We start from the raw sequence: 13,433 nt of genomic DNA, 5'->3' as shown, positions 1-13,433 counted from the left end.
GGTGACGGGATTATCAAGATTGAGATGCACTTCTTGCCAGATGTTTACGTGGCTTGTGAAGTCTGCCACGGGACCCGCTACAACAGTGAGACCCTAGAAGTCCACTACAAGGAAAAAAATATCTCGCAGGTCTTGGACATGACCGTCAACGACGCGGTAGAGTTCTTCCAACACATTCCTAAGATTCAACGTAAACTCCAGACCATCAAGGATGTGGGACTGGGCTATGTGACGCTAGGGCAACCAGCTACCACCCTTTCTGGGGGAGAAGCCCAGCGTATGAAACTGGCTAGTGAACTTCACAAACGATCGACAGGAAAATCTTTCTACATTCTGGATGAGCCAACGACAGGGCTGCATACTGAGGACATTGCTCGCTTGCTTAAAGTCTTGGCTCGCTTTGTAGACGATGGCAATACAGTCCTCGTCATTGAGCACAATCTAGATGTCATTAAGACGGCCGACCATATCATCGATTTGGGACCTGAGGGTGGTGTCGGTGGTGGAACCATCATCGCAACAGGAACTCCAGAAGAAGTAGCGGCCAACGAAGCCAGCTACACAGGACAGTATTTGAAAGGAAAATTACATCATGAATAAACGCGTACAAGCATTTCTAGCTAAAATGCAAGAAAAAGAACTAGATGGTATCATCATCAACAATCTTAAAAACGTCTACTACTTGACTGGTTTTTGGGGCTCAAACGGAACAGTCTTTATCAGCCGTGACCGTCAGATCTTGGTGACGGATTCTCGCTATATCATTGCAGCTAAGCAAGAAACCAGTGGCTTTGAGATTGTGGCAGACCGTGATGAATTGGCTGTCATTGCAGGAATTGTCAAGGACATGGGCTTGTCTCGTATCGGTTTTGAAGATGAGATTTCAGTCTCTTATTATCACCGTATGCAGGCAGCTTTTGCAGGTTTGGACTTGCTTCCACAAACTCAGTTTGTCGAAGGTCTTCGAATGATTAAGGATGAGGCAGAGATTGCAGCTATTCGCAAGGCTTGTTCTATCTCAGACCAAGCTTTCCGCGACGCGCTTGACTTTATTAAGCCAGGAAAGACTGAGATTGAGATTGCCAACTTCCTTGACTTCCGCATGCGTGAGTTGGGAGCATCTGGCTTGTCTTTTGACACTATCTTAGCTAGCGGAATCAACTCTTCTAAGCCCCATGCCCATCCAATGCACAAACCAGTGGAGCTAGGAGAAGCCATTACAATGGACTTTGGTTGCCTTTATGACCACTATGTCAGTGATATGACACGGACTATCTATCTAGGGCATGTCAGCGATGAGCAGGCGGAGATTTACAATACGGTTCTGAAAGCCAACCAAGCCTTGATTGACCAGGCTAAGGCAGGATTAGGTTTCCGAGACTTTGACAAAATTCCTCGCGATATTATCATCGAGGCAGGTTATGGCGACTACTTTACCCACGGTATCGGACACGGTATTGGACTGGATATTCATGAAGAGCCTTACTTTAGCCAGACTTCTACAGAAACTATTAAGGCAGGTATGGCCTTAACCGATGAACCAGGTATCTATATCGAAGGTAAATATGGCGTTCGTATCGAGGATGATATTCTGATTACAGAGACAGGTTGTGAATTATTGACCCTTGCTCCAAAAGAGTTGATAGTTATTTAAGAGTTAAACAACTCAAATGATTGACTTTTAAATTTTAAAGGTTTATACTGAAAGACGAAAACGGTAGGTGAGGCTACCATAGGGATACGGATGACTACCGCAAAGCAGTGGAGACACTACTCGTTGGTCAACAGTCCTGGTCGCGAAGGCCAAGACTAAGCTCATTACATTGCCCTATGGAGTTAAAGCTTGAACGAAAAACAGATAATTAGTTTTTTAATCCTGCCATTTTATGGTGGGATTTTCTACTGTTTAAATCAAAGAAAGGAGCTAAACGATGCAAATTGACGATCATCCGGAACCGCACATACACAGCCAATCACTGATTTGTGTCGTTCTGCCCTTATAAAGTGATTGGTCTCTGTGTATGAAACACATCATTCATACAGATAGGAGAAACCAATGAAAACTACAAAAGAAAGATTAGCAACAGCTATTCATACATCTTTAAACGAAACTCTATCTTTTTATAAGACAAGTCTAACAGGCTTGACTGAGGAGCAGGTGGAGAAAAATCGTGACCTATATGGCGAAAATACCATCACAAAGGGTCAAGAAGACAGTATCCTCAAAAAGATTTACGAATCCATTATCAATCCTTTTACGATCATCTTACTGGTCATCGCCGTGATTTCCTTGGTGACCAATGTCTGGTTGGCAAAACCAGGTCAAGAGGATCCGACGACTTCTATTATCATCGTTGTCCTAGTCCTCATTTCTGGTGGCATACGCTTTGTCCAAGAACTCCGTAGTGATAAGGCTGCGACCAATCTATCAAAAATGATTGTCAACACAGCGACTGTCATTCGTCAAGGAGAAATTCAAGAAGTACCTATCGATGATTTGGTAGTGGGTGACGTGGTTAAATTAAGTGCTGGAGACATGATTCCAGCAGATCTTCTTTTATTTGAGTCGCGCGATTTCTTTGTACAACAGTCGGGCTTGACAGGTGAAAGTGAATCGGTTGAAAAATTGTCCTTGACCAAGGCAACAGTTCAACAATCTGATAGTCTGCTAGAAGCAGAAGCGCTCGCCTTTATGGGAACCAATGTCTTATCTGGTAGTGCCAAGGCCGTGGTTTTAGCAGTTGGTGATGATACCATGATGGGAGCCATTGAGCAGACTTTGAACACCTATGATGAGCCTACTTCGTTTGAACGGGAGATGAATAGTATTTCGTGGCTCTTGATTCGTTTGATGCTGGTCATGGTGCCCATCGTTTTCTTGTCCAATGGTTTAACAGATGGAGATTGGTTAGAAGCTGGCGTATTTGCTTTGAGTGTTGGTGTTGGATTGACACCTGAGATGCTTCCTATGATTATCACGGCCAGTCTAGCAAAAGGCTCCATCATTATGGCCAAGGAAAAAGTGGTTATCAAGAAACTCAATGCCATACAGGACTTAGGGGCGATTGATATTTTGTGTACAGATAAGACAGGAACTCTAACCCAAGACGAAATTGTCCTTGAATATCCCTTGGACATCCACGGACGCTTGGATTTGACCGTCTTGAGACGAGCTTATCTCAATTCTTATTTTCAAACAGGCTTGAAAAATTTGATGGACAGAGCCATCATCAAACGGACTGAAAAGGAAGCAAAAGAACACGCCCTTTTGCAAAATCTGGCTCAAACTTTTCAAAAAATAGATGAGCTTCCCTTTGATTTTGAACGTAGACGGATGAGTGTTATCGTTAAGGATGAACACGAAGTTGTTAGTTTGGTAACCAAGGGTGCCCTAGAGGAAATGTTGACGATTTCCAGTCATGCGGAATACCATGGAGTGATTACTTCCTTGACAGATGTTATTAGAGAAGAAATTTTAGCGGAAGTCCGACAGCTAAATCAACAAGGTTTGCGTGTCTTGGGAGTAGCCTATAAGTCAGGTTTGAGGGAAGGTCATGCCTATACAGTTGATGATGAAGGGGATATGATTCTAACTGGTTATTTAGCCTTCCTAGATCCTCCTAAACCATCTGCAGCACCAGCAATTAAGGCTCTGTTAGAGCATGGGGTTCAAACAAAGATTTTGACGGGAGACAACGAAAAAGTTACCCAAGCAGTCTGTGAAAAGGTTGGTTTGGATATCAATCAGATGTTGTTAGGATCTGAAATTGATCAGATGAGTGATCAAGAATTGGCTCAAGCCGTGGAGGAGGTAACAGTCTTTGCCAAACTTTCTCCTGACCAAAAAGCAAGGATTATTTTGCAATTTAAGGCTAATGGTCATGCTGTAGGCTATATGGGAGATGGGATCAATGATGCTCCTTCTATGAAAGTCGCAGATGTGGGGATTTCTGTTGACACAGCAGTAGATATTGCCAAAGAAACGGCTGATGTTATTCTACTTGATAAGGATCTCATGGTGCTGGAAAAAGGACTTGTTGAAGGGCGTAAGGTCTATGCCAATATGACTAAATATATCAAAATGACAGTGAGTTCTAATTTTGGAAATATCTTATCCCTATTGGTCTCTGGAATCTTTTTGCCATTTTTACCAATGGCACCAGTCCATTTGATTATCCTAAATCTAGTCTATGATTTGTCTTGTATTGCCTTGCCTTTTGACAAGGTGGATAAAGATTTTTTGAGAAATCCGCATACCTGGGAAGCCAAGTCCATCACACGTTTCATGATTTGGATGGGACCTATCTCTTCTGCCTTTGATATTTTGACCTTTATTTTGCTTTATTTTATCATTGTACCCATGACAACAGGTCAAGCCTATGTCCATGGAGCGGAGTCTGCCGTAGGATTTATTGTCTTGTTTCAGACAGGTTGGTTTATCGAGTCCATGTGGTCACAGACCATGGTTATCCATATGCTGCGTTCAGCCAAAATTCCCTTTTTACAAAGTCGTCCAGCTTGGCTAGTCCTTGTGACAACCTTATTGGCTGCAGCCTTTGTTACCTTCCTTCCCTACAGTCCACTCGCAATCCTACTTCATCTAACTCCTTTAAAATCGATTTATTTCATCTTTTTACTTTTCATCATTATTTTGTATATGATTAGCGTGACAATTGTGAAAAAAATCTATATCAAGAAATATAAAGAATGGCTGTAAATTTCATTTTGTCAAGAAAAAAGTACGAAAATGACGAAAAAAGTCAAAAAAATTTAAAAATAGGTCGCAAGTCGGATGTTTTTTATGGTATAATAGACTAAACTGATAGTAACATGTAGCGAAAGGGGTAGGTACATGATTAAAATTTATACAGTCTCAAGTTGTACTAGCTGTAAAAAAGCAAAAACCTGGCTCAATGCCCACCAGTTAAGTTATAAAGAACAAAATCTTGGTAAAGAAGGAATTACGCGAGAAGAATTACTGGATATTCTGACAAAAACAGATAACGGAATAGCCAGCATCGTTTCATCTAAAAATCGCTATGCCAAAGCCCTTGGAGTGGATATTGAAGATTTGAGCGTCAATGAAGTCCTCAATCTGATTATGGAAACGCCGAGAATTTTAAAGAGCCCAATTCTTGTAGATGAAAAACGCCTGCAAGTTGGCTATAAGGAAGACGATATTCGTGCCTTCCTACCACGCTCTGTCCGTAATGTAGAAAATGCAGAAGCACGTTTGCGTGCAGCTCTATAAACATCAAGACTGGGAGCAACTCCCAGTCTTATTCTATTTTATACTCTTTAAAAATCTCTTCAAACCGCGTCAACATTGCCTTGACGTATGCATGTTCCTGACTTCGTCAGTTTTATCTGCAACCTCAAAGCTGTGCTTTGAGCAGCCTGCGGCTAGTTTCCTAGTTTGCTCTTTGATTTTCATTGAGTATTAATTTTAAAAAGAAAGAAGAAAGAAATGAAAAAAATTGTTCTTGTTAGTCTAGCTTTCCTTTTTGTCTTGGTTGGATGCGGACAGAAAAAAGAAACTGGACCAGCTACAAAAACAGAAAAGGATACGCTTCAGTCAGCATTGCCAGTTATTGAGAATGCAGAGAAGAATACAGTTGTAACCAAGACTTTGGTCTTGCCCAAGTCAGATGATGGTAGCCAGCAAACCCAAACCATTACTTATAAAGACAAGACTTTTTTGAGCCTAACTATTCAACAAAAGCGTCCAGTCTCAGATGAGCTGAAGACTTATATTGACCAACATGGAGTGGAAGAAACTCAAAAAGCTCTTCTCGAGGCGGAAGAGAAAGATGAATCCATCATAGAAGCTCGTAAATTGGCAGGCTTTAAGCTCGAAACCAAATTATTAAGTGCAACAGAACTTCAAACAACGACTAGTTATGATTTTCAAGTTTTGGATGTCAAGAAGGCTTCTCAGACTGAGTATCTGAAGAACATTGGTTTAGAAAATCTCTTGAAGAATGAACCAAGCAAATATATTTCAGACAGACTGGCAAATGGTGCGACAGAACAATAGAAAATCCAAATAAATAGACTGCCTGATTTGTAGAAGGTAAGGAATTATGCTATAATGGTACTATTCTAAGGAAAGAGGGTGTTAGAATGGGATTTACTGAAGAAACAGTACGTTTTAAATTGGACGATTCCAATAAAAAAGAAATTAGCGAAACTTTGACTGATGTCTACGCTTCGTTGAACGATAAGGGCTACAACCCAATTAACCAAATCGTAGGTTACGTATTGAGTGGAGACCCTGCCTACGTTCCTCGTTATAATAATGCACGAAATCAAATCCGTAAATATGAGCGTGATGAAATCGTTGAGGAATTGGTCCGCTACTACCTTAAAGGACAAGGAGTCGATCTATAACCTATGAGAATTATGGGATTGGACATCGGTTCAAAAACGGTAGGGGTGGCGATTAGCGATCCGCTCGGTTTTACAGCTCAAGGGCTTGAAATCATCCAAATCAATGAGGAGCAAGGCCAATTTGGTTTTGATCGCGTTAAGGAGTTGGTTGATACTTACAAGGTGGAACGATTTGTAGTGGGTTTGCCTAAAAACATGAACAATACAAGCGGACCGCGCGTGGAAGCTAGTCAAGCATACGGAGCAAAGCTAGAAGAGCTTTTTGGTTTACCAGTAGACTATCAAGATGAACGCTTGACAACAGTGGCCGCTGAGCGTATGTTGATTGAACAAGCAGATATCAGCCGCAATAAGCGCAAGAAAGTCATTGATAAGTTAGCAGCTCAGCTGATTTTACAAAATTATTTAGATAGAAAATTTTAATATAAAGGAGAGGCTATGTCACACGATCATAACCACGACCACGAAGAACGTGAACTAATCACACTAGTAGATGAACAAGGAAATGAAACCTTGTTTGAAATCCTTTTGACCATTGACGGAAAAGAAGAATTTGGTAAAAACTATGTTCTTCTAGTACCAGTTAACGCAGAAGAAGACGAAGACGGACAAGTTGAAATCCAAGCTTACTCATTCATCGAAAACGAAGATGGAACAGAAGGCGAATTGCAACCAATCCCAGAAGACTCAGAAGACGAATGGAACATGATTGAAGAAGTCTTCAACAGCTTTATGGAGGAGTAAACACGTCCAGTGGACGTGTTTAGCACTGCGCTAGAAATTAGAAACGCAGGCACATCCAGTGGATGTTTTACCCCAAGCTAATATTCATAGTAGCTAGTTATTAGCTAACCAGGTAAGAGGTCGGGACGAAAATCCTGGCCTCGTTTTTGTTAGTTATGAGACTTTATTGAGGCAGTTGATTGAACCTGTAATTAAGGAGATGTATATGTTTGAAGTAGAAGAATGGCTTCATAGTCGGATTGGTTTGAATTTTCGATCAGGTTTGGGCCGAATGCAACAAGCGGTGGATTTGTTGGGGAATCCCGAGAAGTCTTATCCTATTATCCACGTAACAGGAACTAATGGAAAAGGATCTACCATTGCTTTTATGAGGGAGTTATTTATGGGGCATGACAAAAAAGTTGCGACCTTTACTTCCCCTCATATCGTCTCTATCAATGATCGAATCTGCATTAACGGGCAACCAATAGCTGATGCAGACTTCATTCGTTTGGCTAATCAGGTCAAGGAGATGGAGAAAATGCTTCTGCAAACCCATGATCAGTTGTCCTTTTTTGAATTGCTGACCTTGATTGCTTTTCTTTATTTTAGAGAGCAAGAGGTGGATTTAGTTCTATTAGAAGTGGGAATTGGTGGCTTACTTGACACAACCAATGTGGTAATTGGAGAGATTGCTGTCATCACCTCCATCGGACTTGACCATCAGGAGACTCTGGGTGACAATATAGCAGCAATTGCAGAGCAGAAAGCTGGTATTTTTAAGGCTGGTAAAAAGGCAGTGATTGCTAAGTTGCCTTCAGAAGCTAGGCTTGTTTGTCAGAAAAAAGCAGACTCTTTAGCTGTTGACCTTTATCAGGCAGGCCAAGATTTTTCAATGCTGAATGGGAATTTTTCAAGCTCTTTGGCTAACCTTTCACAGTTGAAAATAGGTTTGGAAGGAGCTTATCAGCAGGAAAATGCGGCCTTGGCGCTACAAACGTTTCTTCTCTTTATGAGGGAAGGAAAGGAAGTTGTTGATGAGCAGGTTGTAAGACAGGCTTTGGAGAAGACCCATTGGGCTGGGCGTTTGGAGCGTATTTGCCCTCAGATTTACTTGGACGGTGCTCATAACCTCCCTGCCTTGACTCGCTTGGTTGAATTTATTAAAGAAAAAGAGCAGGAAGGATATCGGCCTCAAATCCTATTTGGAGCCTTGAAACGGAAGGATTATCAAGGGATGTTGGGTTACTTGACTGAGAATTTGCCTCAGGTGGAACTCAAGGTGACAGGCTTTGACTATCAAGGTTCTTTGGATGAAACAGATGTAACAGGTTACGATATAGTTCCTTCTTACCGAGAATTTATTAGCAATTTTGAAGCAAGAGTAGATGTCCAGGATTTGTTGTTCGTTACAGGTTCTCTCTATTTTATCTCAGAGGTACGGGGCTATCTACTGGGGCATGAGCAGATAAATTGACCTCCTTTTTTGAACTTGTTATACTAGGAAAACTACTAGTTAGAAGGAAAAACTTCTGTAAATTGGTATCAGAAAGGAAATTTATCATGAAATTAAAAAGATTCACACTTTCTCTTGCTTCTCTAGCAAGTCTTAGTCTTTTAGTAGCTTGTTCACAAAGAGCACAACAAGTTCAACAACCAGCAACTCACTCGCAAACACAACAAACTCAGCAATCACAATCTGCTGCTTCATCTTCTACAGAAAATAGCAGCCAGGCAGCAACAAGTTCTTCACAAAATGCGCCCGAGGCTCAACCAACTGATATTGATGGAACCTATACCGGTCAGGACGAGGGAGACCGTATCACTTTAGTGGTAACTGGTACAACGGGCACCTGGACACAGGTAGAAACTGACGGAGATCAAGAAATCAAGCAGGTTAGCTTCGATGCCGCTAATCAACGTATGATTATTGGGGATGATGTCAAGATTTATGCAATCAATGGAAATCAGATGATTATCGACGATATGGATAGAGAAGCGTCTGATCGCATTGTTTTATCAAAATAGACTAGAAGGAGACTGGTTTTGTCAGTCTCTTTTGTTTTTACGCAGAAAAATGATTATAAATACTTGCCTTCTACCGAATACCTGAGTTATACTAGTATCAATTACCTGTTTTTAGCATTCATACTCTTCGAAAATCTCTTCAAACCACGTCAGCTTCCATCTGCAACCTCAAAACAGTGTTTTGAGCAACCTGCGGCTAGCTTCCTTTTTCATTGAGTATCAAAATATCAAGGAGGGGATATGAAATATAGAAAATTTCAATTATTAATGTCCAAGTATGGCTTTAGTCTTTCGATTATGCTGCTTGAACTTTCTCTTGTTTTTGGTCTCTTTCTTTACTTAGGGCGTATGGCTCCTATTCTATGGGTTATTGTCTTAATTTTTATGAGTATGGCGACTATTGTCGCAATTGTCAATCGTTCAATGACACCTGATAGTAAAGTAATGTGGTTAGTGGTAACTTTTGTTCCTGTCATCGGACCCTTGCTCTATCTGATGTTTGGTGAAAGGCGATTGTCCAAAAAAGAAATCAAGCAGTTGGACAAACTTGGTTCTATGCATTTTCGGGAGGATAACAGTAAAGCTCTCCGCCAGAAATTGAAGGAAGATGATAAGGCGGCTTACGGAGTTATCAAATCTTTGCTAAGTATGGATAGCAATGCCGATGTCTATGATCGAACAGATTCACAATTCTTTTCTTCGGGTGAAAGCATGTGGCAACATATGTTGGAAGACCTCAAGAAAGCTGAGAAATTTATCTTTCTAGAGTACTATATTGTCGAAGAAGGTTTGATGTGGAATAGCATACTAGATATACTAGAGCAAAAGGCAGCTCAGGGTGTAGAGGTCAAGATGCTCTATGATGATATCGGCTGTATGGCGACTTTGCCTGGAGACTATACTATTCAACTTCGTAGTCGAGGAATTGAAGCCCATAAGTTTAACAAGGTGATTCCTCGTTTGACGGTGGCTTACAACAATCGGGACCATCGTAAAATCCTTGTCATAGATGGTCAGGTAGCCTATACAGGAGGCATTAACTTAGCCGATGAGTACATCAATCATATAGAACGCTTTGGCTATTGGAAGGACAGTGGGATTCGCTTAGATGGCCCTGGTGTCAAGGCTCTAACCCGTCTTTTTTTGATGACTTGGTACATCAATCGTGGGGAAATCAGCGATTTTGACCAGTATCACCTGGAAAATCAGCCTTGTTCTGGCCAAGGGCTCTGCATTCCTTACGGTAGTGGACCCAAGCCCATCTTCCGTACCCAGGTAGGGAAAAAAGTTTATCAAAGTTTGATTAATCAGGCTACTGATTCAGTCTATATCACAACACCCTATTTGATTATTGACTATGACTTAACCGAGAGTATTAAAAATGCGGCCATGAGGGGTGTCGATGTCCGCATCGTGACTCCTTTCATTCCAGATAAGAAATTAATCCAACTCATCACAAGAGGGGCCTATCCGGATTTACTGTCAGCAGGAGTGAGGATTTTTGAGTATAGTCCAGGCTTTATCCACAGTAAACAAATCTTAGTGGATAAGGACTTTGCTGCAGTTGGAACCATTAACTTAGATTATAGAAGTTTGCTTCACCACTATGAAAATGCAGTCTTGCTATATAAAACAGAATCAATCACTGAGATTCAAAAAGATTTTCAAGAGATTTTTTCGGTATCGCAAGAAATTTTCCCTCATACGATAAAAAATAGCTGGTATCAAAAATTGATTAAGGAAATTGCCCAGTTATTCGCCCCTATCTTATAAGAAATCTAGGACTGAGGACACAAACCAGTCCTATTTTTCTTGTCTTTTACGAATAAGAAGATGTAGGAGGCAAGATGTTAACTCAGAAAGAATTGGATTATATCATGATATTTAAACAGACACATTTACACCGATTTCGAGAAATTGAAACCTTTGTGAAACTATACAAAAAATCACTCAAACACCCATCGCAAGCTGACAATCCTAGGACTTTTTGATATACTAAGACAGATAAATTGAATAGGAGAAACGATATGAGTGTGTATGGTAGAGTAGAAGAAGTTCATCAGGAGAATCGTGAACCTCTAGAATACCAAATCGAACAAGAATCGCATCATCGTGAATCAAGTCGTCTTCCTTTGGTAAAAATTTTACTATGGAGTACGCTTGTAACAGGGATAACTCTAGGAGTACCGCTATTACTCGATTTAATGAGTGCACAAGAAGTGCAGGATTTTTATACAGGTTGGGCCCTTCATCAGGCAGGGAAAATTTACAGCGACTATTATGGAAGTCAAGGTTTGCTTTATTATTTGCTGACTTACGTGACTCAGGGCGGATTTTTCTTTGCCATTTTTGAGTGGTTAGCCTTGGTAGCAGGCGGATTTTTCCTCTTTCGATCGGCAAACACCTTGACAGAGCAAGGAGACCAAGCTGGACAAGTGGTGACTATTTTTTACATGCTAGTTACAGGTCTTGCGTTTGGTGGAGGTTATGCGACTCTTTTAGCGCTTCCCTTCTTATTCGCGGCCTTTAGTTTAGTTGCGACTTATCTAAGCAATCCAAGTCATGACAAGGGATTTGTACGGATTGGGCTGGCTTTGGCGGGCGGATTTTTCTTTGCTCCCTTGTCATCGCTCCTGTTTATTGCTGTAGTGAGTTTAGGCTTGTTGGTCTTTAACCTTGGGCATAGACGTTTTGCACATGGATTTTATCAGTTTATTGCAGTGGCTTTAGGTTTTTCACTGGTCTTTTATCCAACTGCCTACTATAGTGTTGCAACAGGAAGTTTTGAGGATGCGATTAGTGGAATTTTGTATCCAATTAATTCTATTCGTTTAGCTTCTGTTTCGGCATTGTTAGAAAATGTTTTGTTTTATGGGTTGTTGGCTCTTGGTATGGGAGTTTTGGTTTTTGTCTTTTTAGGTCTCTTTCAATCTAAATCCTCTAAACTATATGTCATCTCAGTGCCTGCGAGTTTGTTCCTAATTTTAGGTTTGGTAGTGATTTTCTTTACACAGGATCCTCTACATGCATCCCGTTTGATGCTCATTTTCCCTGTCTTTCTTCTGCTTTTAGTATCCAATATCAAGGGGCAACAGAGTTGTCGTAGCGTTAGAAGAAGACGCAGAGAAGAGCCTGTTAGTCTCTGGCATCGCTATACTAAGGGGAATCTTTACTTACCTATTTTAACTTTGTTATATCTTTTGGCTGTTCCTTTTTTGATGAGGTTTGTCCTTTATCCGGTCCCTTATCAAGAACGTGATCGTCTTGCTGATTTAGTGAAAGAGGAGACAAGTACGGAAGATGCTATCTATGCATGGGATGATACTGCAACTCTTTATCGTAAGAGTGAGCGCTTGTCGCCATCGGCTATTTTGTCCCCGTTGCACTATACAGCAACTGAGGAAAATCGGAATAAGCTACTCAATGACTTGAAAGAAAAACAACCCAAGATGATTGTGGTGAACGATAAGGTAGCAGTCTGGTCTGAAGTGGAAACAATCTTGAAAGAAAATTACCAACCAGTAAAGACTGATTACTCAGAGTTTAAAGTCTATAAAATTAAATAACTAAATCAATATCTTGTGTATTTTTAAAAATTTTAGGATTTTTAACACAAGATATTGATTTTTCTTTTTAGAGTGGTATAATACTTTTTAGAAAGAACATTTTAGAAAAGAGCATGCATATGATTGCACTAGAAGAAAAAATTACAATTTTGCCAACTCTCTTCGTCGAGAAACGAGATGGGAGACGTGTTGTATTTGATGTGGACAAGATTGACAAGGCTCTCCACAAGGCGGCTGACAAGGTTATGGATGTGACACCCTTGGTCGAAAAACGCCTAAATGCTCTGACCGAGCGAATTGTCACAGAAATTCATAGTCGCTTTCCAAAGGGAGTTAAGATTTACGAAATCCAAAATATCGTAGAACATGAACTCCTCGAAGCCAAAGAATATGCGCTAGCTGAAGAGTATATTACTTATCGGACACAGAGGGATTTTGAGCGCTCAAAAGCGACAGATATTAACTTTAGTATCCATAAACTTCTTAACAAAGATCAGGCAGTTGTCAATGAAAATGCTAATAAAGACAGTGATGTCTTCAACACCCAGCGTGATTTGACAGCAGGAATTGTTGGGAAATCAATCGGACTGCAAATGCTTCCTAAGCACGTAGCCAATGCCCACCAAAAAGGGGATATCCACTATCACGATTTGGACTACAGTCCCTATACACCTATGACCAACTGCTGTTTGATTGATTTTAAAGGTATGTTGGAAAATGGTTTTA

12 protein-coding genes, 1 pseudogene and 1 riboswitch are annotated in these 13,433 nt (G+C 40.7%); all 13 genes and pseudogenes read left to right on the top strand.

Annotation, left to right across the window (positions count from 1 at the left end):
* A pseudogene (locus tag QZ359_RS05125) lies at positions 1 to 600 on the top strand (excinuclease ABC subunit UvrA); the annotation flags it as partial.
* Positions 593 to 1,654, top strand: a complete 1,062-nt coding sequence (locus QZ359_RS05120) for a Xaa-Pro peptidase family protein (protein ID WP_049534801.1) — start codon at positions 593 to 595, stop codon at positions 1,652 to 1,654. The pseudogene QZ359_RS05125 and the gene QZ359_RS05120, both read left to right, overlap by 8 nt.
* A gap of 57 nt (positions 1,655 to 1,711) precedes the next feature.
* Positions 1,712 to 1,862: riboswitch (M-box (ykoK) riboswitch) on the top strand.
* Positions 1,863 to 2,056: 194 nt separating this feature from the next.
* Positions 2,057 to 4,717: a magnesium-translocating P-type ATPase gene (gene mgtA / locus QZ359_RS05115; RefSeq protein WP_293963671.1), complete on the top strand. Its 2,661-nt coding sequence runs from the start codon at positions 2,057 to 2,059 to the stop codon at positions 4,715 to 4,717.
* A 135-nt stretch (positions 4,718 to 4,852) separates the two neighbouring features.
* The gene (spx, locus tag QZ359_RS05110) at positions 4,853 to 5,251 is read left to right on the top strand and encodes a transcriptional regulator Spx (protein ID WP_000591165.1); all 399 of its coding nucleotides are present in this window, start codon (positions 4,853 to 4,855) and stop codon (positions 5,249 to 5,251) included.
* Positions 5,252 to 5,467: 216 nt separating this feature from the next.
* Entirely contained in the window at positions 5,468 to 6,037 is a 570-nt protein-coding gene (locus tag QZ359_RS05105; protein ID WP_293963655.1) for an SP0191 family lipoprotein, read from the top strand.
* 86 nt (positions 6,038 to 6,123) lie between these two features.
* The gene (locus QZ359_RS05100; protein WP_000507059.1) at positions 6,124 to 6,390 is read left to right on the top strand and encodes an IreB family regulatory phosphoprotein; all 267 of its coding nucleotides are present in this window, start codon (positions 6,124 to 6,126) and stop codon (positions 6,388 to 6,390) included.
* A gap of 3 nt (positions 6,391 to 6,393) precedes the next feature.
* A complete protein-coding gene (ruvX, locus tag QZ359_RS05095; RefSeq protein ID WP_293963628.1) occupies positions 6,394 to 6,813 on the top strand; it encodes a Holliday junction resolvase RuvX in 420 nt (139 codons plus the stop codon).
* 15 nt (positions 6,814 to 6,828) lie between these two features.
* On the top strand, positions 6,829 to 7,134 hold the full coding sequence (locus tag QZ359_RS05090; protein ID WP_000017620.1) for a DUF1292 domain-containing protein: 306 nt from the start codon (positions 6,829 to 6,831) through the stop codon (positions 7,132 to 7,134).
* 205 nt (positions 7,135 to 7,339) lie between these two features.
* Positions 7,340 to 8,590: a folylpolyglutamate synthase/dihydrofolate synthase family protein gene (locus tag QZ359_RS05085; RefSeq protein WP_000464317.1), complete on the top strand. Its 1,251-nt coding sequence runs from the start codon at positions 7,340 to 7,342 to the stop codon at positions 8,588 to 8,590.
* Between the two features lie 86 nt (positions 8,591 to 8,676).
* Positions 8,677 to 9,141, top strand: coding sequence for an SP_0198 family lipoprotein (locus tag QZ359_RS05080; RefSeq protein ID WP_033682416.1), 465 nt, complete (start codon positions 8,677 to 8,679; stop codon positions 9,139 to 9,141).
* A 240-nt stretch (positions 9,142 to 9,381) separates the two neighbouring features.
* Positions 9,382 to 10,914, top strand: a complete 1,533-nt coding sequence (gene cls / locus QZ359_RS05075) for a cardiolipin synthase (protein WP_293963566.1) — start codon at positions 9,382 to 9,384, stop codon at positions 10,912 to 10,914.
* A gap of 254 nt (positions 10,915 to 11,168) precedes the next feature.
* Positions 11,169 to 12,707 (top strand): damage-inducible protein CinA, encoded by a 1,539-nt coding sequence (locus tag QZ359_RS05070; RefSeq protein WP_293963564.1) that lies wholly within the window; start codon positions 11,169 to 11,171, stop codon positions 12,705 to 12,707.
* Between the two features lie 119 nt (positions 12,708 to 12,826).
* The coding region (gene nrdD / locus QZ359_RS05065; protein WP_293963562.1) for an anaerobic ribonucleoside-triphosphate reductase at positions 12,827 to 13,433 on the top strand (607 nt) is incomplete at its 3' end.

The sequence above is a fragment of the Streptococcus sp. genome, from assembly GCF_019414905.1.
In the GTDB taxonomy this organism is placed as follows: Bacteria; Bacillota; Bacilli; order Lactobacillales; family Streptococcaceae; genus Streptococcus.
The sequence above is the reverse complement of the archived record's forward strand: the minus strand, read 5'-3'. Positions and strand labels throughout refer to the sequence as shown.